The sequence below is a fragment of the Sphingobium sp. LB126 genome (assembly GCF_002795205.1).
Classification (GTDB): Bacteria; Pseudomonadota; Alphaproteobacteria; order Sphingomonadales; family Sphingomonadaceae; genus Sphingobium; species Sphingobium chungbukense.
In genome coordinates this window covers 18619-44843 of the sequence record NZ_NETV01000006.1, presented here as the reverse complement: position 1 = coordinate 44843, position 26225 = coordinate 18619, and the positions used below count along the sequence as shown (strand labels likewise).

Below are 26225 nucleotides of genomic sequence, written 5' to 3'. Positions count from 1 at the left end.
AAATCCGTCACATTAGGGTGGCTTTGCCCTCGTACAGTAACATTGGTGACGGAACCACCCTTTTGTGACATGTCGTATATGTCACTTCCGATCGTCACGTTCGGGTGCACCCAAATGGTGCGAGCGAAAGGCCCCGGTCAGGCAGCAAGCCGCCCAAAATCGATCCGGCTATTCAGATCGAGGTCGAAGCGGCCATAAGGATTGACGTGGCTGTAAATCAGCGGTGTGAGGCCGCGATAATCATCCGGCGTCATCCGGCCCGTCCATTTCGGTTCCACCAGCACGCTCTGAAGCATTCGGGTGTTCACATAGACAAGCGACGCTTGCAGCAAATGTAGCGCCAGGACCGAGAGCTGCTGCTCATCGATGCGGTTGGTGGCGATCTCGCCGCCCTTGCCGAAGAAAACGAACCCGTTGGCACTGTTCCAGTTTTCAACGACATTCAGGCCTTCATGAATTTCGCGGCGGAAGGACTCCTCGCGCAGATACCGGCACAGGAAGATCGTCTTGACCGCGCGGCCCAGCTCACTCAACGCCTTGTAGGTCGGGTGCATCACCTCGGAGCGGCTGAACCGGCGCAGGATCGCCTCCGGGTCGGCGGTTTTTGTCTGCATGGCGGCTGCATATTTGACCATCTCGTCATATTGCTGCTCGATCTCATCCCAGTTGATCGGACTGGAGAGGATCGGCTGCAAGTGGGGAAGCCGCGTTCGCATGCCGACATCGGGAAGAGCCAGCTTCTGGCGAGCGATCGCTTTCAGGCGGGGTGCGAGCTCAAATCCGAGAAGCCGGCAAAATGCAAAGCCAACCGCGCTTTGGCCATGACTATCAACATATTGTCGCTGGATTTCCATGTCGGTGCAATGGCGCAGCACGCCCTCGATCATGGAGGCGACCTCGGAGGAAGAGCAGCGCTTGAGCTGGGAATAGACGCACGTCGCGCGTCTTTCGACATGCCAGTAGATCATGACGCCCCGCCCACCATAACGCGCATGCCATTCCGTCATCAGGTTGCGATCCCAGGCTCCGAACTTTGTGGAATCTGACGCACAGGCCGTGCCGGCGTCTCCCCAGACTGCGGCATTGCGGATTGCCAGGGTCGCATTCGCAACCCTGGCACACGCCTCCTTGAGCGCCGCGGCATGAACGAAGCGGCGATGGACATGCAGCAGCTCTTCATAGCTGACATCGGGGGTGGCGCCGGCGATCCGCTTGAGCCCGGCATTCGTTCCCAAGCCGTAGAGGCATAGCAGGAGACGTTGATCCAGCGCGGTTTTCGGCAGTGCAACACGCGAGGCCGATGTTTCGAACGCTTCGAGAAGTCCCGTATCAAGGGCAGCCTCCTTCAGTACGTCGAGCAGCCCGGTCATCGGCCAGCGTTGGCCGATCTCGGTCTTGATCGAGGCGAGACCCCTGGGTTCGGGCAAGGGTTTGAACGGGGTGAGAGAGATACGGTTCTCGCCGCGCCACAGCAGCCGAACCTTGTCGTTCCGGGGAATATTGGCATTGAGGCGCAACAGTTCCTGAGCAAGCTCTTCCCGGATGGCGCTTGAAAATGCACGCGCATCCGCCGTCAGGTTCAATCCTGTGTAATATGCTTCTCGCCGCGCATCGAAGTCCTTGGGAAGATCGTCATCGGGATTGCGGTATCGGTCCGCCCCGGCAACCCAGATTTCCTTAGAACGGATGCGATCGCGCAGTTGCGCGAGGACACAAAGCTCATAACTGATCCGGTTTACGCGCCCCTCTTCATCAATGACGGAACTGCGCCATCTCGCCGGAATGACCTCGTCGACCGGCACTGCGTGCGGCGGCACGTAGCGGCATCCATCATCCACTTTGCTTCTGATCCAGTCCAGGGCCGCCAGCACCGGACGCCACATGGCGTTGTTCGACCGGAACTCCAGTGCCGAAAGCAGGCTTGGCAGCATACGGCGATAATGATTGGCCCATGACCCCCGCATCACCTTGTAGATCCGCCGATCCAAGGCGCCCTTTGCCTGGCTTTCCTTGATGATCGCCGCCAGCTTGTCCTTGCCGGCGATTGGGAAAATGACATCGCAGATGCGCCCGGATGGATCGTCGATCGAAGCGCTGGCAATCTCGACCAGGAGTCGCTCCTTGCCATAGACCCGCTCGATGTCTTTCGCGATATCGCCCACCACCTTGCGTTTCGAGCGCGATCCGATCTTATGGACCGTCTCGATCAGCAGGTCGACCATCGCATCCGTAAGCTGAGCTTCCCGCGCCATCAGATAAACGGCATAGAGCCCGAGCTGGCGCGCCGGTACATGCCGGCGCATCTCCGAGGCTTTCTCGCCGGCAGCCCGGCGAACGATCTGATCGACCCATGCCTTGCCCGTGACCGATAGGAAATCTCGGGGAAGAGCAAGCCGCTGGATAAAGGCGAGTTTGGCGGTCACGCCAAGAATGTTTTCGAGCGTCGCCTGACCTGCATCGCCCTTCATCGTGTTGAAGCCGGTCGGGCCATCGGGATCGGCGAGCGAGGCTTCCAGCAAGGCGACCGCATCCGGCACAAGCCGGTCGCGGACTCGGGCCAACAGGGCCTCCAGATAGAGGTGTCGTTGCGAGCGGACGAGGCGTTCCAGCTCCTTGCGCGACGGCCCATAGATACGGCGGTCGCGGCACCACAGGAAAACATGCTCGAGCATGGCATTGATCGACTGCCCGCCCGCACAAAGATCGTCGGAAATCCACCCCGACAACGCCCTGCGATCCGTCTGCGTCATACGGCGGAACCCGAGATGCCGCAAAATCTCCGCGCAATGCCGGCGGGCGGTGCGACCGGAAAAATCATAGTGGTTCACGGATTTGGCATCGAGACCAAGTTGCTCCGCCAGATACAAGACACCGTCGGAGGGTATCGACGCATGATCCGGCACAAAGAAGCCATGCGCGGCGAAAAATCTAAGCTGAACCGCCAATCCCAGTCGCGCCGTCTCCGCTTTGCCGGTCACGAACGCGATGTCCGAAAAACTCAGGCTCCAGGAGCCGATCAGATCCCCACTCGAAACGCCAAGGCTCATAACGCCACTCCCTTATCGGAGCGGAACGTCGTTCCTCGCATGGGCGACCGTCAACAACAACCAGCCCGTTCCCGACGTGTTCTCCAAGATGACCAAAATCGCAGCTTCGGGCCGACTGGGCCAAACTGCAAGACTTCGAGCGCTTCCTGACAATGGATGGCTGCTTTGCCCTGGTTGGCCTTGTCTAACAATTTGATCGCTGTCTCGATGAGAACAAGGGCTGCGGTAACTTCACCTTCTGACGGTTTCTTCGGTTTCATGGGAGTCTCCCAACATTCCGGCACTGTAGGATGTAACGCGGCATCGTAATGCAGGACGCTCTTTTGGGCGACATTTCTGCGAGCGCTTCGCAACAAGCGCCCAACTCTTACACATTTGTCGTTTTCAGGCTATATGGGTCTGGTCATGGGCCGCCACACGCCCCTTTTGGGGAAGTGCAAAAGGGCGGCCCTTCCATTTTGTTCGGTTTTCATGGCTCTGTCGCAAAGAGCTTCTCGATCTCCGCCATCGGCATGAACAGGCGGTTTGGCTGTTCGGCCAATCTCAGAAACTCGTGCCGCTCATAGAATGAGATCGCGGCATCGTCCTTGGCATCGACCACGACTGCCAAAGAGGCCGTCTCGCTGCGCAGACAGCGCCGGAGCGCGTCCAGCAAAAGTTCCGTTCCCAGCCCCCTCCCTCGCCCTTTTGTATCGACCGCGAGACGGCCGAGCAGCGTTGCCGGTAGCACTGGATAGCGCGGCAGTTTCTTGACGAACGCCGCCGGCAGCTCAGCCGCTTGGATCGACGTGTTCGACAGCGTGTAGAAGCCCAGGACACCGTGGGACGGCGGCTCTATCAGCACATAGGGCGCGGCGACGCGACGGCGCGCATCCTGGCCGGCTTGCGACTGTAGATAGCGGTCCAGCGCTTCGACGCTACAGGAGAAACCGGAACGATCGTGGCGTGCCGTGTCGAGAAGCTCGATAACGGGCCTTGCGTCAATGCTCACGCTTATTGGTCGCCGTAGCGCGCCCTATACGCCGCAACACGCTCGCGCATCTTCTTGCTCGGCTCGCGTGGGTTGAGCAGCGCATCCACAAATGCCTTGGAATCCCTGACGCTGAGCTGGATGACCTCGTGTTCAGCAATGGCGCGCTTCGCCGCGTCCTGAACGCTGGTCAGCACGAAATCGGTGATGCTGCGCCCTTCGAGCGCGGCAGCATGCTCGATCAGCGCCTTCTGTTCCGCCGTGACGCGCGCTTCCAGTCGCTCGGCACGCCGGCGAGCTGGCGCGGCGCTTTCCTGTCTTTGTGCGTGGGCCATAGCAATTCTCCGTGTCGCCAGAGATGTACGGCCAATTGCCGGAAAATTCAAGGTGCACGCTTTATCGATCGAAGCAGCAGAAGCCATGTTCCTCGATCAAGGCGATCGCTTCCTGTTCGTCGGGCCTGTCTTTTTCCAGCGCCAGCGCCCGAACCTTCGTCCACGGACCCAGCTCGTCAGGAAGGTTCGCTCCCTCCCCATCGATCGTCAGAGCGGACAGGCCATCAGCGCCAGTGAAGAGCCAGACATTCACGCCTCAACGCCCTCCCCTTCCGCGTTGATCGTATCCTGCACCGATGCTGGGAAGTGGCGGTAGAGCGTCGGCACCGAGACGCCGATCGCCGGCGCCACCTCGCGCACCGTCATGCCGGAGGCCAGGAGCTTGCGCGCCGCTTCGAGCCGCTTGGGGGTCATGACCGTTTTGCGGCCGCCTACCCTGCCCTCGCGCCGCGCCACGATCAACGCGGCCGTCGTGCGCTCGCGAATGAGATCGCGTTCCATTTCCGCCATCGCGGCGAGGATGTTAAAGATCAGCTTGCCGGCAGTGCCGGCAGTGTCGATCCCGTCCGTGAGCGAACGGAATCCGATGCCGCGTTCGGCCAGCTCGGCCGCGAGATCGACGAGCCCCTTCATCGTTCGGCCGAGGCGATCGAGCTTCCACACCACCAGCACGTCGCCGGTGCGCGCGTGCGACAAGGCGTCGGCCAGGCCGGCGCGGTTCGCCTTGGCACCGCTTGCCTTGTCGGTGAAGGTCTTCTCGCATCCAGCTTCGCGCAGCGCGTCGAGCTGGGGCGTCAGATCCTGTTCGGGCGTCGAGACCCGCGCGTAGCCGATCAGCATGAACCGTTCTCAAAACTCATCTTCTGCGCCTATCACGACAAAGCCCAATCGAGAAAGTGTTTTGATACACGCTGCGCGGCTGCTACACGTTCTCACATGGTCCCGTTTCAAAATCGATCGTTTGCGAGACACGCGCCCATGCCCGGTCGCCAAAAGCACGAACGCTTTTGCGCTGCGCCCGGAACGGTCATCGAAAGCACGAACTTTCGGCGTCGATCGGGCCTCTATGGAGGGATGCGGGGGAAGATTCGCGCGATCTTCGTGCTTTTGGCGACCGTTGAAGTGGTGGCCGGATTGGCGAGCGGATGAGCGAGGCCGTCGCGATCCAGGGCGACTTGTTCGCGCTCGACAGCCCCTTGCTGACCGAGGTTCGCGGCGAACGGTCCCTCATGGCTTTTCCCTTCTTCGCGTTGAGCAAGGGGAAATGGACCAAACCGCTCGCCTATAAGACCGACACCGTTTCGATCGAGATCGTCGCTACCGCCAAGGGCGTCGCGACGATCTACGACAAGGAAGTCCTGCTATATATAGCGAGCCTTATGGTGGCGAAGCTGGATGCCGGCGTGGGCGTCTCGCAGGACTTCTACTTTACGGCCCACGATCTTTTCCGCGTTACTGGCGTCAACGGATCGGCCCGTTCCTACGCGCGCCTGTCGGACGCGCTGGAGCGGCTGCAGGGCACCCAGATCAAGACTGACATCGAGGCCGGGGGCGAGGGTCAGGCCGGGTTTTTCTCTTGGCTTTCCGAAGCCCAGCTCCATTACACCAAGACCAAGACTGGCGATAAGCGGCTGAAAGCCGTCAAGGTTCGCCTGTGCGACTGGCTTTATCGCGCCATCCTGCGCGATCGGCGCGTGCTGGATTATGCGCCGAGCTATTTCCAGCTCGGCCCGATCGAGCGCCGGTTATATGAGGTCGCACGATCGGCGTGCGTGCATGGTGTGGTTGAAGTCGACCTTGATGAGCTGCGCTTGCAACTCGGCTACCAAAGCTCGCTCAAGCATTTTCGCTATGAGCTGAAACGTATAGTCGATGAGAATGCCATCCCCGATTTCACCTTCGACTTGATGGACGGCCCGGCGACACCGGCGCAAGGTCGCGCAAGACGGAACGCGGGCGCTGCGCGTGTCCGAATTTCTCCGCGTCCACTTCTCGCGAGCGACTGACTTCGCCCCCTATCCGCAGTTGCGAATCGAGTCGCGGCCGCTGCGCATGTAACGGTCATCGAAAGCACGAACTTCGGTCCGCGAAAGCACGAAGTCGGGTCGCCGAAAGCACGAACGCCGCGCAAAACGGTCATCGAAAGCACGAACTTTTGTTCGAGTCGGTCATCGAAAGCACGAACTTCAACTGTTTCGCCCTGCAATATGATCCGGCAAAAATAGGGTCGCGCTGATCGCATCCCGCGATCGGCCGAACGGGGACCGCTGTGACCACATAAACGAATGCCCGGCACGAGGCCGGGCACCCTGGAACGTGATGAGCGATGCTTGGCGGCATCGATCGGGACGTAGAATACCCCTCTCATACCCGTTCTCGAGCCTTGGTTCAAGGGAGCGCGCTTCGCGCCACGGATGAGTTTTGCCTGGTCCCAGCCCCGCAACGAAGGGGATGGAAGATGGAGGCTGTTTCAGTCGCCCAGGCGAGCTTCATGGCGCTCGCTCAGATTGCTCGAACAGGAAAGAAGAAGGCGCGCTCCGGCGCGCCCAATCCCACAGGCGCGAAAGTGCGCGAGCGCAGCCTGGAGGCCGGCACGTTCGAGGACGGCTTCTATTTCAGCTACGCCAAGGGCGAAACCGATCGGCTCTATAAGCGGGCCGAGGAATTGCTTGCCAACAAGAATGCAATTCGCCGGCTCGCGCGCGCCGAGGATCGCGTGCTCACCGAGGAAGAGCGGCTTGCCACGCTGATTACCAACGCTGCGTTGCGCGTCTTCAAGCAGCTCCTGCAACTCGCCCGGAAATTCGGCGGCAAGGTTTTCCCGACCTATAGCGAGCTGGAGAGATGCACCGGCCTTTGCCGCGACAGCGTGAGCCGCGCCTTGTCGATACTCGAGCGCATGGGGCTTCTCGATCGCCAGCGGCGCTGCGTCGCTGTGGAGCCGCCAGCGGATCGCCCGAAGGCGCGCTATGAGCAGACGTCGAACGTCTATCGGTTCAAGTTCCCCAACCGGCTTGTGCGTTTCCTTCCGCGCTGGCTTCGCCCCGCCCCCCTCCCCGACGATGTTGTGCAGCAGCACGCGGACCGGATCGCCGAGATCGAGGCCATGAAAGCATCCCGCACCCTGCGTCAGCAGATCACCGACGACACGCCGGATGCCGAATTGCGGCGACTTCTTCTCAGCATGGCGGCGCACTTCGAGAATGATTGCGAGTCTGATAAAACGCCTCAACCGCTACATGAGTCTTATAGTTATATGTCAAATGGAGTTGGCCTAGTCGGCCAACGCGGTAACGCCTGACGGCGACCATGCCGAACCCCCACCGCAAACCTCCATCATCAGCATATGACGCAGCGTCGGACGCACCGGCTTCGCCGGCGCGAATGCTCCCCAGTGGGAGCAAGCGGCTTGCTCAGCGCTCAAAATGCGGCCTTCGTGCCTGGCTGAAGCGTTTTTCGTTCCCGAAGGCGGCCATAGCGCCAGTTCTTCAGCGCCGGAACGCGCGATCGTCACCGTCATATTCCCCTCTCAAGGCTGCTGCTGTCCCATCCGTCCGCGGCCGGTGGGTGCGTCGATTACCCGATCACTACATGCCGCCGCGATTTTGACCCGGGCCGCCGAGATACCCCGCGTGATGTTTTCGGCCGATCCTTTCAATCGGCTATTCCTGTTTCGATGGGAAAATGGGCGCTGGCCGCCTTTTACGATCAAGAGAATAACCGGCTGCGCCTACGGTTTCCGCTTCGCGGACCCTCCGTTTTTTCTCTTGATCGCGGCGTCTGCACTCCCCGGCAATTCCCATCAGGAATGAGCCTGAGCGAGTGAAAGGACAGGACCATGCAGAATATCGCGGAATTTCGGATCATCGGCCGCATCGGCAAGATCTCCGAGCATGACAAGGTGACGAAGATCAACGTCGCCGCCAATTACAACCGCCACGAAGAAGGCGAATGGGTCACGGACACCCACTGGAACGAGGTAACGCTGTTCGGCAAGCTGATCGAGCGGGCCGCGAAGGCGCAGAAAGGCGACCTGGTGCATATCACCGGCAGGGTTCGGCAGAACTCCTACGATACGAACGAAGGCCGGCGCTACACGGTGGAGCTGATCGCCGACGGCTTCGCGGTTCTCGCCAAGGGTTCGGAGGATCGCGACTAGGCGCGGTCGGGGCCGCCTACTGGCGGCCCCTCTCGCCGGCGTAGTTCCAGCTCGACGGCTTCACGCAGAAAGTCGGCCTGCCCCTCGCCATCGCGCAGCACAGCCTTGATCCGCCCTAACGTCCCTTCCGGGAAGCGTGCCATTGTCTTTTCCGCGTTAATCCGCGGGCGACCCGCCGATCCGGATTTGCTAGTGGTCATCCCGAGTCACGCATATTGCTGATACCATCTATTGACGTGATTTCAGATACCACTTATTACAGGATGCGCCTTTCATCAAGGCAAGGGAGCAAGGTAATGGAATGGGACAATCTGCTGACGATCGGACTTTTCGTCCTGATCGCGTGGGCCGTCCTCCGGGGCGGCCGAGATCGCGGCCCCGGCATCTGGAGCGGTGACACGCCAGATGAGGAAGCGCGTCGTAATACGCGAACCGATTCCAACTATCGCGGCTATGACCATTGGAACAACCATTCTGATCGAGGCTGGTGAAGCGTGCGGACCATCGCCATCAATGTCGAAAAAGGCGGCGCCGGCAAGACGATGATCGCCTGCCATCTGGCATGGCATCTTGCCGACGCCGGCCATCGCGTTCTCTTTCTCGATCTCGATCGGCAGCGTAACGCGACCGATGCCCTGGCTGATTTCGAGAAGCTCGGCACATGCAAACCGCTGTTCGAGCCGGGATATGTGCCGCCTTCCAGCTTTCCCCAGCTCGCAATTTATTCAAACGAGATGGGCGGTGAATATGACGCCGACTATCCGCGTGCGCTGACCAATCTACGCGCGAACTTCCCGGTGCTGGATTCTCACTTCGACTATTGTGTCGTCGATACCCCGCCCTCGTGGTCGTGGATCAACTTCGCGGCGCTGCTGGTGTGCGACCACCTTATCGTTCCCGTCGAGCTGGGGCCATTCGGTCCAGCGGCGACCAAGCAGGTGTCGGACTCGATCGCGACGGTGAATACACGCCGGCAGACCCCGATCCACGTCGTTGGCCTGATCCCCAACCGGGTTCGCGCCAATGATCGCCACCAGATGGAAATGCTTGCCGCCATCAAGAGCAAGATCGGACGCAATCTGTTTGTCAGCTACCTCCCGGAGCGCGCCCATTATAGTCAGGCCATTCAGGAGCATGTGCCGGTCTGGCGGTTCGAGAAGGATGTGCGCAGTTCGCTACCCGCGATGCGCGCTTTCCTTGAGGAAGCTATGACCCGCATCGGGAGCCACGGATAATGGACTTCGATAAGTTCGACGTATTTGCCGAGAAAGCCGCGGTGTCGGACGCCGATCGCGTCCAGCTCCTCGATCCCGAGCTGCTGTATCCCGATCCTGAGAATGTGCGCGGCGAGATCGATCCCGCCAAGATCGACGAGCTGGCCGAGACGATCAAAGAGCGTGGCCAGCTCCAGCCCATCATTGTAGCGCCGAAGGATGCCGATGGGCGCTACCGGATCATGTTTGGCGAGCGGCGCTGGCGTGCCTGTCAGAAGCTCGGTGTGCAGGTCCGCGCGATCGTCAATAAGACCGACGACATTGAGCAGGTTCGGATCGACCAGTTTATCGAGAACGATCAGCGCGAGGATCTGTCGACGGCTGACATGATCCGGTTTGTTACCGGACAGGTCGCGAAGGGACGCACATTGGCCGAGCTGGCGCGGGCCACGGGACGCAATCGCACGCTGCTGACCCGTTATCAGGGCCTCTCGAAAGCGCCGGATTACGTTTCGGCTTTATTCGCTGACATATCGATGCGCAGCGCGGTCGCGCTCACCCAGGCCGCAAAAACCGACGAGAAGGCGACCCGCGCCTTCGTTACCAGCACGGCGCCGGAGGATATGACGGTGCTGGCCTGCGAGCGTTTCGCGCGCGAGATCGGGGCGAAGAAGTCCGCGCCGGGATCGACCCCAGCGCCAACGAGCGAGATCCAGCCCTCAGCGCCGGAAAGCGACGAGCCACTATCTGCGCCAGAGTCCGATCCCGATTCGACGACAGACGCTATTAGAGATCAGGAGGCGGACCGCGCTGTCGAGGAAGCGGCGGTGCAGCCAGACCCGGCGCCGGAGAAGGCCGTCACGCTTGAGAGTCCCCTCCCCCGCTCGTCTGGAAAGCAGAAGCCTGGCAAGCAGCGCGTCGAGCGGCCGACGATCGAACTTGAGGGCAAGCGTGCGATCGTTGTCGAGGCGCTGTTGCACTTCGACGGAGAAGCCGAGCCTCGTATCGTGAGCTGGCGCTGATCGCGCCATAGAGCGGAAAGCGTCGGCAGAACGCCGCGCTTGCGTTCCAGGGTCAATCCTTTCTTCCGCGAATTCTTTGCTTTCGAGACGGCTTGGGTGTGCCACGTGGCACACTTTCAAGGTGATTTTGGTGGGGGATGTTTGATGGCAGGATAGGTATTGTAGCGTTTAATGTATTACATTACCCTAGCGGGCCATGTCGACCACGCCACTTTCTGCATCCCCCACCAAGGAAACAGCGATGCTGACGGCGCGCGTCGATCGCGCGCTGCTCGCCGATTTCGACGCGCTGGCAGAGGGGAGGGGAGGGCGCAGCGCCCTGCTGCGAACCGTGCTGCAACAGGCATTGAAGCAGGTTTCGGGCACGCCCCGGATCGCCGTGCGTGCCGAGAGCGCCGGGAACCGGGTGTCGCTTCGCTTCACGGATGCCGAGATGGCGGTGCTTGATTATAGGGCGGGCGAACGCGGTATCGATCGCGCAGGATGGATTAAGGCACTCGTGCGCCGGCATATCGCGCTTAAATCCGGGGTGGACGATGGGATGCGCGATGCCGTCGCGCCGATCCGGATGCAGCTTCAGCGTATCGGCCGCAATCTCAACCAGGCCATGAAAGCGGGCAATGCGGCGATGATGGCCGACAGCGGTTTACAGATCGACCGCGAGCTTCGCCGGATCGCGGACATGCGCGATGAGATCAATGAGCAGATTGTCGCGCTGGCGGAAGTGCTGCGCGGCGAGACCGCCTTCTGGGAGGTCGCGGACTGATGCCGTTCGGGGATCGCGAGGATGAGCTGTGGGAGGCGATGAAGCCGAGCTTCAAGCCGCGCATCGTCCACGATCCCAACCTCAGATATGCGCGGCATCTGGTCAACGGCACAGGGCCGTTCGCAGCGCATTCGCCGGCGTCGGCCATGTCGCGGTTCCGATATGATGCGCGGGCAACGCTTGCGCGGATCGTCAAGCGCACGCCTGAAGTGCTGGTGAAAGTAACGGGCCGCAAAAAAGGCGCGGCGCATCTTGCCGCCCATCTCGACTATATCGGCCGACACGGCGAGATTCCGCTCGAGACCCGCGATGGCGAGCAGATCAGCACGAAGCAGGAGGCCCAGCGGATTGCCGATGAATGGTCCGACCCGCTCTACTGGCGCCAGGGCACGACTGTCTCGGCGGTCGCAATGGTGTTCTCCATGCCCGCGGGCACCGATCCGGAGACGGTGAAACAGGCGGTCCGTGAGGTGGCAGAGCGGATGATCGGCGATAATCACGATTATCTGATGGCTTTGCATACCGACACGCCGCGGCCGCATGTTCATCTTACCGTCCAGGCCGAAGGCGTGGACCGCAAGCGGTTCGATCCGAGGCGCGAGGATCTGTTTCGCTTTCGAGAGGCGTTTGCCGAGGCGTTGCGCAGCCGGGGCGTCGAGGCAGAGGCGACGCCTCGCTATACGCGCGGCCAGGGCAGAGCGGGGACAAGCATGGCCCTCACGCAGTTGCGTGCGCGGATACGCAGCGGCGTGTCGCGCCAGCCCACCGAAGCGGATCTCCGGCAGGCGCGCGAAGCGATGCAGATCGCGCTTGGGAAGGCCCAGCAGCCCGCCTTCGTCTCGAGAACACGCGAACGGTGGCAAGACACCAAGCGCCGCTATGAGGCGGCGGCCGAGCAGCTCAGTCGCAGCAGCAACCAAGACGATCGCAGACTGGCGCGTGACGTGCGCCAGTTTATTCAAGAGCGCGCCAACATCGACACGATTCCTGATCGTATGTTGCGCGAAGCCCAGATGCGCGTGCGAGAGGCGCGTGACAGGGGCGTTCAGCCGCCCGAGCAGGGTGTGCCACGTGGCACACCCCCGCCGCCGACCAGACGGCGCTGAGCGAAGGCTTGTCCGCGCGTCAGGCCGAATCTTGCCAAGGCGCTCATCAGATGGGAAATTATGCCCATGAGCGAGCCAGGCATCGTCGTTTTCGCAGCGAACTGTTCGATGAACGCGGCGGCATTGCCGCCATATTCGGTTTACAGCATCGGTCTAAGTCACGAGGCAAACGGAGACAGACTTGATCGTCATTGATGACCTGATGGCAAGCCTTGCCGTGCGGAGGCCAGTGTTCTGCTCCGAAGCCGATTTTCAGCACGAACTTGCCTATGAAATTCGTAAGAACGACCCGAACCTAAATGTGAGGCTGGAATGGCCTCTGACCGCGCCTGCACGGGGCGCGATCGACGTTATCGTGATTGGCGAGACACGGTTCGCATTGGAACTGAAGTATCTCAGCAAAGGCTTTTCTACGACGCTCGACGGCGAGCCGGTCACGCTGAAGCAGCACGGGGCGCATGACCAGCGCCGCTACGACGTGTGTAAGGATGTGGCGCGCATGGAAGCCTATGCGGATGCAACCGGCTGCGGCGCCGGCGTCTTGGTCCTCACGAACGATCCGAGCTATTGGCAACCGCGCGCCCGCGCCGACACTGTAGATGCAGCCTTCAACCTATGTGACCTGCGCGAGCTGACCGGCTCGCTGGCTTGGCATGAATTGGCGAAGCCAGGGACTACGAAAAACCGCGAAGCCGCCTTGGAAATTAGGGGTCGGTATGCCCTCGCTTGGCAGGATTACAATCGGATCGACGGTAAAGCTGGGCTGTTCCGCTACCTATGGATTCCGGTTGCTCTGCCGGCTCGGGTTTAGAACCGGGTGAACGCACGGGTGCGCTCGATGGGCGTTGAAGGGGGAGGTAAATTCATGGCGAGCATCGACATGCACTCGCATCATTCGACGTTGCGCGAGCGCATCGTTGAGCATGTCTTCGTGGGTGAAGCTCTCCGGACGCTGTGGCGGCGTGGGATCACCGACGTGGAAGTCCTGCGATCCGAATTTGACGCGCACGGCTACGACCTGGTCATGGGGCGAGGATCTGTCGTTCGCCATATCCAGTTCAAGACGGGCATTCGCAGCAAGCCCGCGCCCGTCTCGGTCGGGCGAGCCCTCGCAGACAAACCCAGCGGCTGCGTGATCTGGATTTGCGTAACGCTCGATCTCGATCTTGGCCCGTTCTGGTGGTTCGGCGGGGCACCCGGCGAAGCGCTTCCGGACCTGTCGGGCTTTACCAGTCCGAAGCGTATCGGCCGCCGTGAAGGCGGCGATCGGCCGCTTCGGGTCAACCATAGCAAGGTGCCGGCGAAGCACTTTCGGCGGATCGACACGATGGACGCAATGCTGGAAACGCTGTTTGGCCCGTTGCCACATGACACGGCGCCCATCATCGCGGACGAGACGGGAGCCGAGGTCTGATGCTGACATTTGGCAACCTCTTGGAGCTGGCAGGTATTAGCCAAAGCTCGGTTCGGCTGCTGCGGCACCAAGATAACAGGCATCCCGGCTTCCCAACGCCATATGTCCTCTGGCGCGACCATCGAAGCCGCTTTGAGGCGTATCAGGAAACCCAAGGGATTGGTGATGCTCCGGACCTACGCGCGCCCTATTGGGCCTCGTTCGTCGGCGTTCCCGGCAAGGAGACCCTTTTCGTCGGCCTGTACTCGGCCGTGCTGATCGGGCCGCTAGCGGAAGACCGGCCGCACCCCGTGACCGGGGGCGTAGAAGCGGCGGGAAGCTGCAACCAATACCGGCTAGCGTTGCTGCCCGAGCTTGCCGAATATGCGGGCCGCCTCTGGATTGATTAGGGCAAGGGCTATCGCGCGTGGATTCAGCGTGGGGATCGCGTGCCAAAGCCGGTTGTCGAGCTTCGCCGGACCTTTCGCGAAGACCCGTTCCCCGGCTTCGCGGCGCTCATCCTGAACCTATCCGATATTGAGACGATGCCGGCCCATTGGGCGGAAGCTTTGCGCGCGACGCGCGGCATTTACCTGCTGACGTGCCCGCGAACGAGAGAGCAGTATGTCGGCATGGCATCCAGCGGAGAGGGCTTTCTTGGCCGCTGGCGGGAATATTTCACGTCGGGACATGGGGGAAATGTCGCCCTTAAAAGCCGCGATCCTAGTGATTATCAGGTGTCAATTTTAGAGACGGTCGGCACGGGCGCCACCATGACCGATTTGATCGAACTGGAATGCCGCTGGAAGGACAAGCTGCAAAGTCGGCAAATGGGCCTTAATCGGAATTGAGTCCATGATCGACGCGGGCGGAAGTAAACTCAACCGCGGCGCTCAGCGAACCGCTTCCAGATTGCTCCCTGGCGGAAAACCCTTTCCGTCAGGTTGTCGCGCACTTTTGCAATCCGACAGTGGTTTTCGGGCATTGTAAGGGATCGGGAGGCCGCGCAACGCCTCGAGCGGTGGGGGCACCGTGGAACTGCACCGCGCCCCTGACGGAATCATGTGATTTTCGGATTAGCGGGCTCGCAGATAATCACGGGCGGCATAGATCGCAGCAGCGTGTCCGCTCTCCATCAATGTGCGTCCGGACCTGATGTCCTCTACAAGCTGGTCCAGCCCGACAAATGCGAGCGCGATTTCATCGCCACTCTCGTCATCTGCATCAGGGGATTGCCGAAGGGTCGCATCAACCGCGAGGAAGGAGCTGAGCCTATTCGTGTGAGTTGCGGCGTTGGGCAGAAAGGTGCCAATCGGCATGAGGCGCTCGCTAGCAAACCCGGTTTCTTCGAGCAGCTCGCGTGCTGCCGCCTTTTCAAGCCCGACAGCGCCGTCCTTCATTTCGTCCTGCTCTACCGTGCCTCCCGGTAAGCCGAGCACCGTCCGCCCAATGCCGTGCCGATATTCGCGGGTGAGGATAACTCTTCCATCGTCCCGGCGGAGGGCCACAATATTGATCCAGTCCGGATACTCCAGCACTGGGTAGTTCTCAATGATGGCTTGGCTCGACGTTTCACATCGATCAAGGCGAAGTCGCCACCATCCACCTTCATATCCGACCCTCGTCGTAAGGAGGCGCCAGGATCGAGGTTCCGCCATCACTCATTCCTCATTATGGTCAAGCAGCACCCTACTGCTCCCAGAGGGATTAACATCCGGGCGGCCAGCCTACCAATGAGCAACCAGAATAGGTTGCCCGCATCGTTTCTATAGGACAAAGTCGCGCGCTGGCAGGCCTTTTGGCCGATGCTAACGATCATCGATTGGCAGAAGACCTAGCTCGGCCGAACGAGCTTGCACGACAATCAGGTGAAATCGGCCAGCTTGTCGTTCCGGCATGATGGTCCGCGCACCGATGGGGAAGGTGTGCCACGTGGCACACCTTGCGATCTCAGCGCCCGCCGATCGTGCGCGATTTCTGCAAAATCTGGGTTTGCTCGATCTCGCGGACGCGCTGATCCTGTTTGGCCCGGATCTCGATTCCGGCAATTTGCTCACCGCGGCCGATCCGGGCCGCAACGTCCTCCTTGCGCTCAGCAACGAATTCACGCTGCTTTGCGGGATCACCGGGGAAGCGGCCCTCCGCAACTGACATGGCGAATGCCACCTGGCTTTGCGCTTTGCGCAGTTCGGGGTCTTTCGCATTCTGAACGTCGGACTGGCGGCGAAACCGCTCCGCCAGATCGGTGCGAGGCTCGGCCCCTTCCTTTGTGTCGCGAGCCTGGTTGGCCGTCCGCGTGGTCGGTTGCTTCTTGCTGACGCTGCCAGCCTGTCGAGCTTGGTCGCGTTCCGCGGCGGCCTTGGTCTTTTCATCGGGTCGATAGCCATCCACCGCGATCCCCTGCGCTGAAGCGGCAAGGAAGGCGGCACGCTTGAACTCTTCATCGCCGCTGATCTTGATCGACGTCCAGCCATTCTCCTTGGCGAGCCGTATCAGATCGGGCAGCGATTCCCGGTCCTTTGCCTTGATGCGGTCAGGGGTAATGGTCGCGACCGGCACTTTGTCGTGGGCGGTGCGATAGAGCTTGTCGCCGACCCGGAGAAACCGGGAGTCCAGCTCAGGCGGCATCTCGATCGGGCGTCTGCGACGACTTTCGTTTTCGTTGCCAGCTTCAGCATTTTGGGGCTTATCAGCCATGTTATCGCTCCTGTTCGATTACACCTACAACCTCGTTTCCCCGATGCTCGGCCGCGACATCGATGAGCATGTCGGGATGATCCTGCGTGACGATGCAATCCATCGCGAACGAGAACGGATCGGGGTCCGTGAGCTGGTCGAACGTCGGCATCACACAGTCGGGCAAGTCCTCGTCGTCGCGCAGCAGGCGGACGATCGGCGGCACTTCCGGCGCTTGCAGCACACGGGCGCGAAAAAGCCGATCGCCATAGTAGCGGATCTTGTCGCCGTGGATCGGCGGAATGCCGCCGCGCAGCAGCAGCAATTCATCATCCGGGAATTGCATCAGTTCCTGGGGCAGTAGGAGCGCGCGGCGATGATCCGACATGGATTTCGAGCGGTTTGCGAGGATGCCGTGGATCGTGAGCGACTTGGTGACGGATTCCTGGCCGACATAGCCGATCCTCTCCGACAGCTCGTTGGCGACGCGCAGTTCCTTGGGCGTGAAAGCGACCTCGACGCCGCAGTTGGCGACAATCTCATTGGCCACATGCTCGCCATAGACGGCGCGGAGCTGCGATCGGGACTGGATGACGGGCAAGAGCCGGATGCCGTAGCCAGCAACGTAGGAAAAGGCGCTGGCGATGACCTGCGCGCGTCCGATCCGGGCAAATTCGTCGAGGATGACAAGCACCTGAAGGGGTGTGGTCGCGTCAGGCAGCGCGCGGACATTCAGATCCACGAGCTGCTGGAATAGGAGGTTGTAGAGCGGTGCGATCCGGTCCAGCTCGTCGGGCGAGACGCCGAGATAAATGGACATGGGCCTGGTGCGCAGTTCGCGCAGATCGAAGTCGCATTCCTCCGTCGCCGCATCGACACGCGGATTGAGCCACAGGCTCAGCTTCGAGGTGATCGTGGAGAGAAGCCCGGCGAAGGTATTTTCGGCATTGTTGCCGAAGTCGGCGAGCGCGTTGCGGCAGGCGATCGAAAGCGTAAGCGTCGGATCGTCGAGGATCTGCTGAATGAACCCCTTCACATTGCCGCGTGTCAGGAGGCGGTAGATGCCGCCGATCGAGAACGGCTCTTCGGATTGCGCCAGATAGGCGCCGATGCCGACGAAGCCGGTGCGGGCACCTTCCGTCCAGAAGGGTTCGCCCCGTTCGGGCGGGACGAACAGCATGGTCGCGATCTTCTGAAGCTCGATCACCACCTGGTCCGGATCGGCGCGGTCGATATAGCCGAGCGGATTGTAGCGTGCGGTCCGGCCTTCAGGATCGGTCGGATTGAACAGATAGACCGCCTGACCGTGCTTTTGCCGGAAGCCGGCGGTCGCGTCCCAATTCTCGCGCTTCACATCGAGGACGACGACCGATTCCTGCCACGACAGAAGATTCGGGATGACAATGCCGACGCCCTTGCCCGAGCGGGTAGGGGCCTCGACGATGCAATGTTCACTTCCCCCGAAAGTCAGGAATTTCCCGCCCTTCTTGCCCAGCACGATACCGCGATCGGCGCGGAAGCCGGCGCGGCGGATCTCGCGCTCCTTCGCAAAGCGCGCAGCGCCATGCAGCGGGGGCTTCCGCTTGGCGAGCCACCAGACCATGAGGCCCGAGATGAGCAGGCCGACGACCATGCCCGCGGCCAAGGCTTTCATCACCAGCGGATCGCGGCGGTAATACCAGAAGAACTCCGGCATCTTGAGCGCATCGAATTTCGCGCTTGGGAGGCCGAGATAGACCCAGGCCACCACGCTCGCGATAACGAAGGCGAAGGCCAGGCCGAGCGGGATGCCGATCGCGAGCAGGGTGCCCCTGTTAGGCGGCATGACGCCCTGCCGGGTCGTAATAGATCTCGGTCGCCCGAAACTCGCCCTCGACCTTCTTCATCTGCACCACGACGTCGACGAGGATCTTGAGCAGCGAGCGGATATCATCCCGCGCCAGGTCCGCGCCGCCTTCGCTCTCCTTCACGAGCAGCGTCAATTGCTCAAACGCCAGCTCGGCCGAGTCCGCGTGAATCGTCGTGATCGAACCGGGGTGGCCGCTATTGACGTTGCGCAGGTAGAAGAACGCCGTCCCGTCGCGCAGCTCTTGGAGCAGGATGCGGTCGGGCCGCATCCGCAGCGCGCTTTCCAGCAGCTCCTTGGCCGTCACCTTGGCGGTGCCGGCGCCGTCCTTGCTGTAGATCATGTGGACGACATTCTTGTGCGGCACCACCAACTCGCGCGTGTCCTCGATCGTCAGCAGGCGCTCGGTTTCGGGGATGAGCTGGATGAGGCCCTTGGAGAATGTCGTCTTGCCCGAGCCGGTGGCGCCGGAGATGAGGATGTTCAGGCGGCTGCGCACCGCCAGCTCGAAAAACTCCACATGCCGCTCGGCATGAAGCAGGCCGAGAAGCCTTTCCTCGACGTTGCTGACCCGCTTGCTCGCGACCTTCGTTTGCGCGAACAGCCCGTTCGCCTCGAAATCCGCCATCGTCAGCGTCTTGGTCGATGGCTTGCGGACCGTGATCGATACCGTGCCATCGGGCACGACAGGAGGAAGGACGAGCTGGACGCGCTCGCCGGTCGGGAACACCGTCGAGCAGATCGGAGATTCGCGCGTCACGTCCTGCGAGGTGAAGGCGGCGGCGGCCCGGGCCAGCTCGTTGAGGGCATCGAGCGTCAGATCGTCTTCGCGCTCCCAGGTCCAACCGCCGCGCCGCTCCACGCCGACGATCGCCGGTTCGTTGATGACGACTTCGGTTACGTCGTCTTCATCGAGATAGCGGCGCAGCGGCCGCACCGCATGATCGAGGACGGCGGTGTTGCGAAATGGCGCGTTCATCGCAGGCCCAGCCCATAGACTTGCGCGAAGTCGAAATCCTTGGCGACCGTGATCGCCAGCTCGGTCCCCTGATTGACGCGCACGATCGGGCGTATTTGCTGGGTATCCTGAAGCACCTGCGATGTCGTGTCGCCGGGGGTGCGGAACACCGTGGACCCTTCGGGACTGACGGCCTGGCCTGCGATTTGCCCGCCAGCGTCGAGGACGCTGAACAGCATCGCGGCACCGAAGCGCTGCCAGAAGAAGCGGTCGATCTTGCCGGTGATACCGCCGCGGCCGAGCGGGTCAGAGGCCGGCGAGGCGATGTCGATCGCCACGCCGCGCGGCGTGACGGCGCGGGTCCACATGGCGAACAGCCGGTTTTGCCCACGCTGCAATCCGCCCTGATATTCGCCGAAGACGCGCGTGCCCTTCTCGAGCAGCACCACGCGGCCGTTGTCGGAATAGACGTCACGCGGAATGATGCAGGTCGTGTAGCCCGGCACGCTGCTGTCCATCGCGGTCTGGAGCGTGCAGGGAATGATCGCGCCGGCGGTGACGAGATAGTTGCGGTCGCCGATCATGCGGGCCGAGGCGGTGCCGATCGCCGAGGTTTGCTTGAGGGTGTCAAGATTCGTTGGCCTGGGAGGCGCGCTGTCGCCGCCGTTCTGCGCAGGGCCGGCGATATCGCCCAGCGCCCGCGCCGCGCTCTGATTGCCATTATAGGCGATCAGCGTCGATCGGCGGGCATTGTCGCGCAGCGCGCGCGCCTCGTTGGCGCGGCGCTCGGCTTCGCTCTGGCCGCCTTGCGCCCCGCTGGACCCGTAGGGTGTGATCGGCTGACCATCGGGACCGATCGCGGGCACCTGTTCGCCGGCGAGCTGGATCGGCGCGTTCGGATCGCGCGGCGCTGTGGCGAGTGTCGGCGCTATGACCGAATTGGGGTCATAGGGCGCCTCTGCTGCCGGCGGTGGGGCCTTCCTCGCCTCCAGCGCCTTATTGTCGCTCCCAAGGCCCGTGACGAGCGATAGGAGGCCGAATACGACCGCACCGGCGAGGCCCGCACCCACGATCATCTTCTTGTTGTCCCATTTGATCTCGTTGAGAGCGGGAATCTTGCTCGGGCGGTCGGCTGCAGGGGCGCGATCGATTTCGTTCACATCGGGCGTGGCATCGACGTCGAATCTCTTATCGGACACGTCAGTTCTCCGTCGTGCGCTCGACCGCTTCCGAGGCCGTGTCCGTCTTGGGATCGCGGCCGTAGAAGCTCGGGCTTTCGTTGTAGATGCACAGCACCACCTTTCCTCGGCGCAGGCGCATTTCCCTGTAAACGCCGTGGATGACGACAAATTCGTCGCGCACGTCGAACGGAGCGGTTGCTTCGCTCCCGTCCGGATTGACGGTGAAGATCGCCGGGATCTCGCGCTGATTGGGGAAGCGCAGGACGGTGAATTGGCCGTTGTCGCTGACTTCGGACGGTTGCAGCGCCGAGGAGCCCTGCACCCGGTAGGCGAGGTTTCGCGTCCCTTCGAGAACGCCCATGTCGAGAGAAATCGTAACGGCGCGATTTTGCGCGGCCAGCGCTGCCGTGAGCTGCGCACGCTGCGCCGCCAAGCGGGCTTGCTGCGCCTCATATTCGGGATAGCGCAGCCGGACCTTGAAGAAGGTGCCCGGCGTGCGGGCGCTCGCGACGGCCGACAGCTCGAACGTGTAATTGCGCTTGGTGCCCTGGAAATCCGTCACCACGATCAGGTTGGTCGCGCCGGCGCGCTCACGCGGCTTCACGAACAGCGAATTTTCCGCCGGGGCGACCTCCCACGACACGGTGTCGCCCATCGCCACGAACTTGATGACCTCGCCGGGGGCGAACTCGATCTGCGTCGCCGTGCGGAACGCGCTCCGGATCTGGATCACATTGCCGTCGGTATAGGCGACCTCGCGAATGCGGGCGTCAGGCCCGCGCTGCGTCGGGGTCTGCGCCAGCGCCGGCGCTGCCGACACGGCGCCGATCGCGGCGGCCAGGAGCAGGATGCTTTTCATCGTGGCGAAATCTCCGCATCGGCTCGGTAGGACTTCACCTGAAAACCGAGCGGGTTGGCGTATCGACCGGATTCCGTCTCCGGCTTCGACAGCACATCGAAGGTGATGGTGGCGATGGCGGGGGTCTCGATCACTTGCTGATCGCGCTGGAGGCGCTTGACGAAGCGGACCTGCGCGACGTTGGGCGAGATGAACGCCACCGAGCGGATCGCCACGAACACCGCGTCATTGGCGGTGAATTGGTTTTGCGGGGAGTCCGGATTGTCCTTCTTGTAGAAGGCGGTCCAGCGGTTCTGTTCTTCCCGGGCCGACAGCGCCAGCACCTTGCGGTAGAACTCTTCCCGCGCTTGCGGAATCCAGCCCTCGCGCGTGCGCACATAGTCGGCGAGGAAATACTTACGGATCGCCTCGTCATAGGTGATGGTCTTGTCGCCGCGCAGCCCTTGGGTGACTTCGGTGGCGCCCGTCGATCGATCGACCGTGACGACATAGGGCACGACCGTCTTGAGAGGGGAGAGGATCAACACCGCCGCCGCACAGATCGCCGCGAAGGCTATCGCGATGCCGGCAACGAGCCACGCCACGCGGCGCGAGCGGACCGCCGCCACGAACCGATCGCGATCCCAGCTTTCCGCTTCCGCGAAATACGCTTTCAGATCCTCTTCGGTGTCCTTCACGCCGATGGCCATGTCAGCAGCTCGCATATGAGGTTGGAAGCGCGGCTGTAGGGCCGCCATTGGGGCCAAGCGCGCCGATCGGCGGCACTCTGTCCCCCTGCGACGTGTCCGGCCCCTGAGAAGGCGTCGTGACGCTATCAGAGGGGAAAAGGTTGGTGGTCGGAGGCGGCGCACCTCCGGGGGCGGGTGTGCCACGTGGCACACCCTGAACAGGCGGCGTTCCGGCGGCCGCTTGCGCGTCGCGCGGCGGCATCGTCGGAAGAACCGTGCCGTAGGGGTTCGCGGGCCGCTTCTGGCGGCCGTTGCAGCGCGGCAGCTTCTCGTCCTTCGCGGCAAGGGCCGGCACCGAAGAATTTAGAGCCGTGAGGGCGAGAAAGGACAGGACTGCGCCGAGCTTCATGCCGGGTCTCCGATTAGCTGTTGTTGTAGAGGGTGCCGCCACCACCGCCCTGTGCGGCGCGTGCTCTGCGAAGTCGGTAGGGCAAGCTGGCGATCCTCCCCGGAGCGGAGGACAAGGCGCGGCCAGCGGCGGGGACTATGTTGCCGGTCGAAGCGTTCGCGAACTGCGTCGCCAGCGAGGCACCACCGCCGCCAAGGCCAGCAGCGAGGCCCGGGATCTGAAGGAAGAAAAAGAAACCGAGAATGTAGAACGCGATGGCGCGGATCGCGATCACAGGGATGTTCGTGTCCCCCGCGAAGGCTTGGCCCATGAAGTCTTCGCCGGTGTTGCGGATGAAGATCGTCAGCAGCAGCGCGAAGGCGACGAGCATGAGATAGCTGATCGCCGATCCTAGCCATGCGAAGAAGAACGCCCGCGTGGAATCGAACAGGAGAGCCGCAACAAAAATAGGCCCTACCGCCGCAAGCAGCGCCAGCGCGAAGAGCGCGAAGGCGCAGATGGTGAAGCCCAGCGCGGCCGACAGGATGGCCATGACCATCAGGACCAGGCAGTAAATTCCGGTGAAGAAGATCTCGACGATGTTGTTGGGCAGACCGACGAGATTTTTGCCAGCGGCCGCCGTTCTCGCATCCTGTATCTCGGTTATTTTGACGACGGTGGCTGACGCCCCCCGCACGATCTGATCGAAGAAATCACCGAGGCCATTGACGTCAGAGCCACCCACGGCTTGCGCGATGTCTCGGGGGAGACCGTCCATCGCAAAGAGGCCGGCAGAGGCGCCATAGAGTGTCGTTACCGCGAAAACGAGCGCCGCAAGCTTCATTCCCCGATAGACGAACTCGCGAAAGGGATATTCGACCGCGCCGCGCAGGATCGCGAAGCCGAGAAGGATGATGTAAATCGTGACGCCGACACGCAGCGGCCCCGAGACCCAGCCCACAACGCCTGCATAGATCGCGATGATCGCGGCCAAGGCGTCGTTGAGGTAGGTGAACATCGATTGGAATAGATTGCCCATTCTACCTACCTTCGACTCCGGCGAAAATCACAACATTGAGATGTTAGAGGCCCATGCCCTTCTTGAACTCGGCGCGGTCCTTCTTGGACTGTAGGAGCTGGTTTGCCGTTTCCACGTTGTTGCAGTTGTTCACGACAACAGACGGCCAGCTTGCCGGAGGGCGTTGCGATGCCTTCCATTTCTCGCAAACACCGGACATTTCCACGCGCGGTTGTTCATGCTGCACGTAATAGGTCGCATCGCGGAGCGGCATGTCAGACCGGAGATCATCGCCCGTCTGTTGCCGCTCCGAAGGCGAGCAACCGGAAGCGAGCGCAACGATCGTCCCAATGACGATTATGGCTCGCGCTTTNGGAAACATCAGTCGAGCCCCATTCCAGCCTTGAAGCTNGCGCGGTCCGCCTGCTGCATCGCGACATATCCCTGATAATCGGCTTCCGCTTTGGCGCGGCGCTGAATCTCGATCGCCTGCAGGCCCATCTGATCGTTCAATATCTGCGCCTGTTCGAGCTGGAGCCGTGCCGACATATCGGCGCGCTCAGCGGCCGAAGTCGAGCCGTTCAGGCGCGTGCGCAGCTCTTCCAGCCCCTCGCGCCGGCTCGTCACGGCATCGCCGACATTGCCGGCGAGCCCGGCTGTCACGGCCGCCTCGCGCGCGCCCAGCTCATAAGCGGCGCGTTCGTCGGCGNNCATCGTCTGTGGACCACGCCCGATGAGATCCTGATAGACATCGTTCGCCCGCCCGCGCAGGCCGCCAACGACATTGAAATCGCCGCTGGTATAGCCGTCGAGGCTCCCCGACGACAGGTCGCTGGTGCGCAGCACATCGTTCTTGAGCTGGTTGGCGACGTTGCCGATATCGGTCGCCTTGTTGAGATCGCGATACAGCGTCTTGGCCTCGTTGAGCTGCTCGGTGCCTTGCGCGAAGATCCGCCGCGCCTCGTTCAATTCCTCAAGCTGGCGCTTGAAGGCGGAAGGGTCGAACACGATCCCGCCGCCGAGCTGCGCGTGCGCGGCGCTGGCGACCAAGAGCCCCGAGCCCGCCAGGGCGAGGGCAACAACCTTCAAACTACGCATATCCCTTCTCCTTCAGCTTGGACGACGACGTTGGTGAAAGACCGGGAGCCATGCGGCGGGGTCCGGCCCGAACTCGGCCGCGGCCTGGACCGCGATCGGCGTGGTCTCTGCGCGGCCCGACAGCACCGCCAGCTCGTCATCGAGGCCGGTAAGGTCCAGCTCGACGACCACGCTGTCATGGTCCTGCTTCACGAGAAATTTGTGCGATTCCGGCGACAGCTCTTCGCGGATGAGCTGATATTCCGCTTCGGTGAGGGACAGGCCCTCCACATAGTCGCGGTGCGCGCCCTTGGGATTGGGCAGCATCACCTGGGTCGCGACCTGTTCGAGGATCGCGCTCGATATGTCGCTCTTGAGCGCATCCGCCGGCGACTGAGTGGCGAACACCATCATGGCGTTGCGCTTGCGGTAGGTTTTCAGGCCATCCTTCGCAAAGGCCCGGAACGCCTCGTCGCCGAGCGCCTTCCAGAATTCGTCGACGGCGATGATCGTGCGCTCGCCGGTCAACAGCTTGTCGATGCGGTGGAACAGGTAGAACATCAACGGCGCGCGGATCGCGGCATTGTCGAGGAATTCCGTCATGTCGAAGCCCATGAACCGGGCATCGAGCGTCATTTCATCGTCGGGATTGTCGAACACCCAGCCCATCGCCCCGCGCGAGGTCCATTTTTCGAGGCGCGCGCCAACGCCGCCTGAATCAGCCATCCCGAGCATGGTGCGCAGCGCATCGAGCGAGCGTTGCTCGCGCGGGAGCCGCATCACCGCCGCGATNCCCTCATCGATCATGCGCTCTTCCTGCACCGTGATCGGGCGGTTCTCGGCATGGACGAGCTGGCGCACCCACAGCGACAGCCAGGCGCGATCCTCCGGCGTGTTCGCGAGCGCCTTCAGGGGCGCGAAGCCGGTCGGCTTGCCGTTCTCGAGTGTCAGATAGGTGCCGCCCGAGGCCAGCACGAAAATCTGCGCCCCGCGATCCTTGTCGATGAAGATCTGGCGCGCGCCGGTCTTCTCGGCCTGCGCCATCAGGAAATTGACGATGACCGTCTTGCCGCCGCCCGAAGGCCCAAGGACGAGCGTGTGGCCGAGATCGGCCTTGTGGAAGCTGAAGAAATANGGGCTGCGCGCGCTGGTCTTCATCAGCGCGATCGCATCGCCCCAATGGTTGCCGGTGGGCAGGCCCGCCGGATAGGTGTGGAAGGGCGAGAAGGCCGCGAAGTTGAGCGACGTGATCGGCGCCGGCCTCGCCCGCCACGAGAAATTGCCGACGAGCTGGCTCCAATAGGCCGCCTCCAGCGCCGCGCCCTCGCGTGCCGCGACCATGCCTGTATCGGCCAGCGCAGCACGCGCGATCGACATATTGTCGCGCAGGCCCTTCAAGCTGTCGGAATAGACCGCGAGCGTGAAATGATGATCGCCCAGCACGAAGTCGTTCGACATGAGCTTGTCGGCGGCATGGGAGAGATCGAGCATCTGGCTGACCGCCCGATCCTCCGCGTTCTCCATTTGTTTCTGACGCAGGCN

At 62.1% G+C, this 26225-nt stretch carries 29 protein-coding genes and 4 pseudogenes; 12 read left to right on the top strand and 21 right to left on the bottom strand.

The window, feature by feature from the left end:
• Window positions 1–137 precede the first annotated feature (137 nt).
• The 6 genes from CAF53_RS25920 to CAF53_RS25900 all read right to left on the bottom strand — a co-directional run bounded on the left by CAF53_RS25920 (window position 138) and on the right by CAF53_RS25900 (window position 5192).
• On the bottom strand, window positions 138–3047 hold the full coding sequence (locus tag CAF53_RS25920) for a Tn3 family transposase (RefSeq protein ID WP_100240065.1): 2910 nt from the start codon (window positions 3045–3047) through the stop codon (window positions 138–140).
• Between the two features lie 50 nt (window positions 3048–3097).
• Complete coding sequence (locus tag CAF53_RS27365; protein WP_157801392.1) at window positions 3098–3307, bottom strand: hypothetical protein; 210 nt, start codon at window positions 3305–3307, stop codon at window positions 3098–3100.
• 209 nt (window positions 3308–3516) lie between these two features.
• Window positions 3517–4038 (bottom strand): GNAT family N-acetyltransferase, encoded by a 522-nt coding sequence (locus tag CAF53_RS25915; protein WP_044663227.1) that lies wholly within the window; start codon window positions 4036–4038, stop codon window positions 3517–3519.
• A gap of 2 nt (window positions 4039–4040) precedes the next feature.
• The gene (locus CAF53_RS25910; protein ID WP_044663226.1) at window positions 4041–4352 is read right to left on the bottom strand and encodes a DUF1778 domain-containing protein; all 312 of its coding nucleotides are present in this window, start codon (window positions 4350–4352) and stop codon (window positions 4041–4043) included.
• A 61-nt stretch (window positions 4353–4413) separates the two neighbouring features.
• Window positions 4414–4605, bottom strand: coding sequence for a hypothetical protein (locus CAF53_RS25905; protein WP_030093312.1), 192 nt, complete (start codon window positions 4603–4605; stop codon window positions 4414–4416).
• On the bottom strand, window positions 4602–5192 hold the full coding sequence (locus CAF53_RS25900) for a recombinase family protein (RefSeq protein ID WP_100240064.1): 591 nt from the start codon (window positions 5190–5192) through the stop codon (window positions 4602–4604). The genes CAF53_RS25905 and CAF53_RS25900 overlap by 4 nt, the downstream gene beginning before the upstream one ends.
• Window positions 5193–5497: 305 nt before the next feature.
• On the opposite strand from CAF53_RS25900, the gene CAF53_RS25895 reads away from it, so the two are divergent.
• The 3 genes from CAF53_RS25895 to CAF53_RS25885 all read left to right on the top strand — a co-directional run bounded on the left by CAF53_RS25895 (window position 5498) and on the right by CAF53_RS25885 (window position 8511).
• The gene (locus CAF53_RS25895) at window positions 5498–6358 is read left to right on the top strand and encodes a replication initiator protein A (RefSeq protein ID WP_100240063.1); all 861 of its coding nucleotides are present in this window, start codon (window positions 5498–5500) and stop codon (window positions 6356–6358) included.
• Window positions 6359–6843: 485 nt separating this feature from the next.
• The gene (locus CAF53_RS25890) at window positions 6844–7653 is read left to right on the top strand and encodes a helix-turn-helix domain-containing protein (protein WP_242443670.1); all 810 of its coding nucleotides are present in this window, start codon (window positions 6844–6846) and stop codon (window positions 7651–7653) included.
• Window positions 7654–8190: 537 nt separating this feature from the next.
• On the top strand, window positions 8191–8511 hold the full coding sequence (locus tag CAF53_RS25885) for a single-stranded DNA-binding protein (protein ID WP_100240061.1): 321 nt from the start codon (window positions 8191–8193) through the stop codon (window positions 8509–8511).
• Here the strand turns inward: CAF53_RS25885 and CAF53_RS27360 are convergent.
• Window positions 8508–8654 carry a hypothetical protein gene (locus CAF53_RS27360; RefSeq protein ID WP_157801391.1) on the bottom strand — a complete coding sequence of 49 codons (147 nt, stop codon included), beginning with the start codon at window positions 8652–8654 and terminating at the stop codon, window positions 8508–8510. The two genes, CAF53_RS25885 and CAF53_RS27360, sit on opposite strands and share 4 nt — an antisense overlap.
• Before the next feature lie 153 nt (window positions 8655–8807).
• Here CAF53_RS27360 and CAF53_RS25880 point away from each other — a divergent pair, with 153 nt between their 5' ends.
• From CAF53_RS25880 to CAF53_RS29285, 9 genes are all read left to right on the top strand, one after another.
• Entirely contained in the window at window positions 8808–9002 is a 195-nt protein-coding gene (locus CAF53_RS25880; protein WP_100240060.1) for a hypothetical protein, read from the top strand.
• Window positions 9003–9005: 3 nt separating this feature from the next.
• Window positions 9006–9746: a ParA family protein gene (locus CAF53_RS25875; protein ID WP_100240059.1), complete on the top strand. Its 741-nt coding sequence runs from the start codon at window positions 9006–9008 to the stop codon at window positions 9744–9746.
• The gene (locus tag CAF53_RS25870) at window positions 9746–10747 is read left to right on the top strand and encodes a ParB/RepB/Spo0J family partition protein (RefSeq protein WP_100240058.1); all 1002 of its coding nucleotides are present in this window, start codon (window positions 9746–9748) and stop codon (window positions 10745–10747) included. Before CAF53_RS25875 ends, CAF53_RS25870 begins: the two co-directional genes overlap by 1 nt.
• A gap of 241 nt (window positions 10748–10988) precedes the next feature.
• Complete coding sequence (locus CAF53_RS25865) at window positions 10989–11513, top strand: hypothetical protein (RefSeq protein ID WP_100240057.1); 525 nt, start codon at window positions 10989–10991, stop codon at window positions 11511–11513.
• Complete coding sequence (locus CAF53_RS25860) at window positions 11513–12619, top strand: relaxase/mobilization nuclease domain-containing protein (protein WP_100240056.1); 1107 nt, start codon at window positions 11513–11515, stop codon at window positions 12617–12619. Before CAF53_RS25865 ends, CAF53_RS25860 begins: the two co-directional genes overlap by 1 nt.
• A gap of 181 nt (window positions 12620–12800) precedes the next feature.
• Window positions 12801–13430 (top strand): hypothetical protein, encoded by a 630-nt coding sequence (locus CAF53_RS25855; RefSeq protein ID WP_100240055.1) that lies wholly within the window; start codon window positions 12801–12803, stop codon window positions 13428–13430.
• Window positions 13431–13484: 54 nt separating this feature from the next.
• Entirely contained in the window at window positions 13485–14033 is a 549-nt protein-coding gene (locus CAF53_RS25850; RefSeq protein ID WP_100240054.1) for a hypothetical protein, read from the top strand.
• A complete protein-coding gene (locus CAF53_RS29290; RefSeq protein ID WP_347337876.1) occupies window positions 14033–14422 on the top strand; it encodes a hypothetical protein in 390 nt (129 codons plus the stop codon). Before CAF53_RS25850 ends, CAF53_RS29290 begins: the two co-directional genes overlap by 1 nt.
• 39 nt (window positions 14423–14461) lie before the next feature.
• On the top strand, window positions 14462–14863 hold the full coding sequence (locus CAF53_RS29285) for a GIY-YIG nuclease family protein (RefSeq protein ID WP_347337875.1): 402 nt from the start codon (window positions 14462–14464) through the stop codon (window positions 14861–14863).
• A 225-nt stretch (window positions 14864–15088) separates the two neighbouring features.
• Here the strand turns inward: CAF53_RS29285 and CAF53_RS25840 are convergent, their stop codons facing one another.
• The 14 genes and pseudogenes from CAF53_RS25840 to CAF53_RS28800 form a co-directional block, all read right to left on the bottom strand.
• Window positions 15089–15550: an NUDIX hydrolase gene (locus tag CAF53_RS25840; RefSeq protein ID WP_157801390.1), complete on the bottom strand. Its 462-nt coding sequence runs from the start codon at window positions 15548–15550 to the stop codon at window positions 15089–15091.
• Between the two features lie 412 nt (window positions 15551–15962).
• A complete protein-coding gene (locus CAF53_RS25835; protein ID WP_100240052.1) occupies window positions 15963–16709 on the bottom strand; it encodes an LPD7 domain-containing protein in 747 nt (248 codons plus the stop codon).
• Between the two features lies 1 nt (window position 16710).
• Window positions 16711–18513, bottom strand: coding sequence for a type IV secretory system conjugative DNA transfer family protein (locus tag CAF53_RS25830; protein WP_100240051.1), 1803 nt, complete (start codon window positions 18511–18513; stop codon window positions 16711–16713).
• On the bottom strand, window positions 18503–19513 hold the full coding sequence (virB11, locus tag CAF53_RS25825) for a P-type DNA transfer ATPase VirB11 (protein ID WP_100240050.1): 1011 nt from the start codon (window positions 19511–19513) through the stop codon (window positions 18503–18505). Before virB11 ends, CAF53_RS25830 begins: the two co-directional genes overlap by 11 nt.
• Window positions 19510–20691, bottom strand: a complete 1182-nt coding sequence (virB10, locus tag CAF53_RS25820) for a type IV secretion system protein VirB10 (RefSeq protein WP_242443669.1) — start codon at window positions 20689–20691, stop codon at window positions 19510–19512. Before virB10 ends, virB11 begins: the two co-directional genes overlap by 4 nt.
• Before the next feature lies 1 nt (window position 20692).
• Window positions 20693–21532 carry a TrbG/VirB9 family P-type conjugative transfer protein gene (locus CAF53_RS25815; RefSeq protein WP_100240049.1) on the bottom strand — a complete coding sequence of 280 codons (840 nt, stop codon included), beginning with the start codon at window positions 21530–21532 and terminating at the stop codon, window positions 20693–20695.
• A complete protein-coding gene (locus CAF53_RS25810; protein WP_100240048.1) occupies window positions 21529–22221 on the bottom strand; it encodes a type IV secretion system protein in 693 nt (230 codons plus the stop codon). Before CAF53_RS25810 ends, CAF53_RS25815 begins: the two co-directional genes overlap by 4 nt.
• Before the next feature lies 1 nt (window position 22222).
• Window positions 22223–22609 carry a hypothetical protein gene (locus CAF53_RS27355; RefSeq protein WP_157801389.1) on the bottom strand — a complete coding sequence of 129 codons (387 nt, stop codon included), beginning with the start codon at window positions 22607–22609 and terminating at the stop codon, window positions 22223–22225.
• Between the two features lie 13 nt (window positions 22610–22622).
• A complete protein-coding gene (locus CAF53_RS25805; RefSeq protein ID WP_100240047.1) occupies window positions 22623–23627 on the bottom strand; it encodes a type IV secretion system protein in 1005 nt (334 codons plus the stop codon).
• A 391-nt stretch (window positions 23628–24018) separates the two neighbouring features.
• Window positions 24019–24315, bottom strand: a pseudogene (locus tag CAF53_RS28820) (type IV secretion system protein); the annotation flags it as partial.
• A 2-nt stretch (window positions 24316–24317) separates the two neighbouring features.
• Window positions 24318–24704 (bottom strand): type IV secretion system protein (locus tag CAF53_RS28815; RefSeq protein ID WP_242443668.1); only part of this gene is annotated, 387 nt, incomplete at its 3' end.
• Between the two features lie 12 nt (window positions 24705–24716).
• A pseudogene (locus CAF53_RS28810) lies at window positions 24717–25475 on the bottom strand (transporter); the annotation flags it as partial.
• Window position 25476: 1 nt separating this feature from the next.
• A pseudogene (locus CAF53_RS28805) lies at window positions 25477–25817 on the bottom strand (transporter); the annotation flags it as partial.
• A 1-nt stretch (window position 25818) separates the two neighbouring features.
• Window positions 25819–26224 (bottom strand): annotated as a pseudogene (locus tag CAF53_RS28800) (transporter); the annotation flags it as partial.
• Window position 26225: the final 1 nt, after the last annotated feature.

Bases quoted from the DNA above. Each gene is read 5' to 3' on its own strand.
- CAF53_RS29290 (WP_347337876.1), top strand. From the start codon at position 14,033: ATGCTGACATTTGGCAACCTCTTGGAGCTGGCAGGTATTAGCCAAAGC.
- virB11 (WP_100240050.1), bottom strand. From the start codon at position 19,513: ATGAACGCGCCATTTCGCAACACCGCCGTCCTCGATCATGCGGTGCGG.
- CAF53_RS25880 (WP_100240060.1), top strand. From the start codon at position 8,808: ATGGAATGGGACAATCTGCTGACGATCGGACTTTTCGTCCTGATCGCG.
- CAF53_RS25805 (WP_100240047.1), bottom strand. From the start codon at position 23,627: ATGGGCAATCTATTCCAATCGATGTTCACCTACCTCAACGACGCCTTG.
- CAF53_RS27360 (WP_157801391.1), bottom strand. From the start codon at position 8,654: ATGGCACGCTTCCCGGAAGGGACGTTAGGGCGGATCAAGGCTGTGCTG.
- CAF53_RS25850 (WP_100240054.1), top strand. From the start codon at position 13,485: ATGGCGAGCATCGACATGCACTCGCATCATTCGACGTTGCGCGAGCGC.
- CAF53_RS25830 (WP_100240051.1), bottom strand. From the start codon at position 18,513: ATGCCGCCTAACAGGGGCACCCTGCTCGCGATCGGCATCCCGCTCGGC.
- CAF53_RS27355 (WP_157801389.1), bottom strand. From the start codon at position 22,609: ATGAAGCTCGGCGCAGTCCTGTCCTTTCTCGCCCTCACGGCTCTAAAT.
- CAF53_RS25920 (WP_100240065.1), bottom strand. From the start codon at position 3,047: ATGAGCCTTGGCGTTTCGAGTGGGGATCTGATCGGCTCCTGGAGCCTG.
- CAF53_RS25870 (WP_100240058.1), top strand. From the start codon at position 9,746: ATGGACTTCGATAAGTTCGACGTATTTGCCGAGAAAGCCGCGGTGTCG.
- CAF53_RS25895 (WP_100240063.1), top strand. From the start codon at position 5,498: ATGAGCGAGGCCGTCGCGATCCAGGGCGACTTGTTCGCGCTCGACAGC.
- CAF53_RS25810 (WP_100240048.1), bottom strand. From the start codon at position 22,221: ATGGCCATCGGCGTGAAGGACACCGAAGAGGATCTGAAAGCGTATTTC.
- CAF53_RS25885 (WP_100240061.1), top strand. From the start codon at position 8,191: ATGCAGAATATCGCGGAATTTCGGATCATCGGCCGCATCGGCAAGATC.
- CAF53_RS25900 (WP_100240064.1), bottom strand. From the start codon at position 5,192: ATGCTGATCGGCTACGCGCGGGTCTCGACGCCCGAACAGGATCTGACG.
- CAF53_RS25890 (WP_242443670.1), top strand. From the start codon at position 6,844: ATGGCGCTCGCTCAGATTGCTCGAACAGGAAAGAAGAAGGCGCGCTCC.
- CAF53_RS25865 (WP_100240057.1), top strand. From the start codon at position 10,989: ATGCTGACGGCGCGCGTCGATCGCGCGCTGCTCGCCGATTTCGACGCG.
- CAF53_RS25910 (WP_044663226.1), bottom strand. From the start codon at position 4,352: ATGGCCCACGCACAAAGACAGGAAAGCGCCGCGCCAGCTCGCCGGCGT.
- CAF53_RS27365 (WP_157801392.1), bottom strand. From the start codon at position 3,307: ATGAAACCGAAGAAACCGTCAGAAGGTGAAGTTACCGCAGCCCTTGTT.
- CAF53_RS25835 (WP_100240052.1), bottom strand. From the start codon at position 16,709: ATGGCTGATAAGCCCCAAAATGCTGAAGCTGGCAACGAAAACGAAAGT.
- CAF53_RS25815 (WP_100240049.1), bottom strand. From the start codon at position 21,532: ATGAAAAGCATCCTGCTCCTGGCCGCCGCGATCGGCGCCGTGTCGGCA.
- CAF53_RS25860 (WP_100240056.1), top strand. From the start codon at position 11,513: ATGCCGTTCGGGGATCGCGAGGATGAGCTGTGGGAGGCGATGAAGCCG.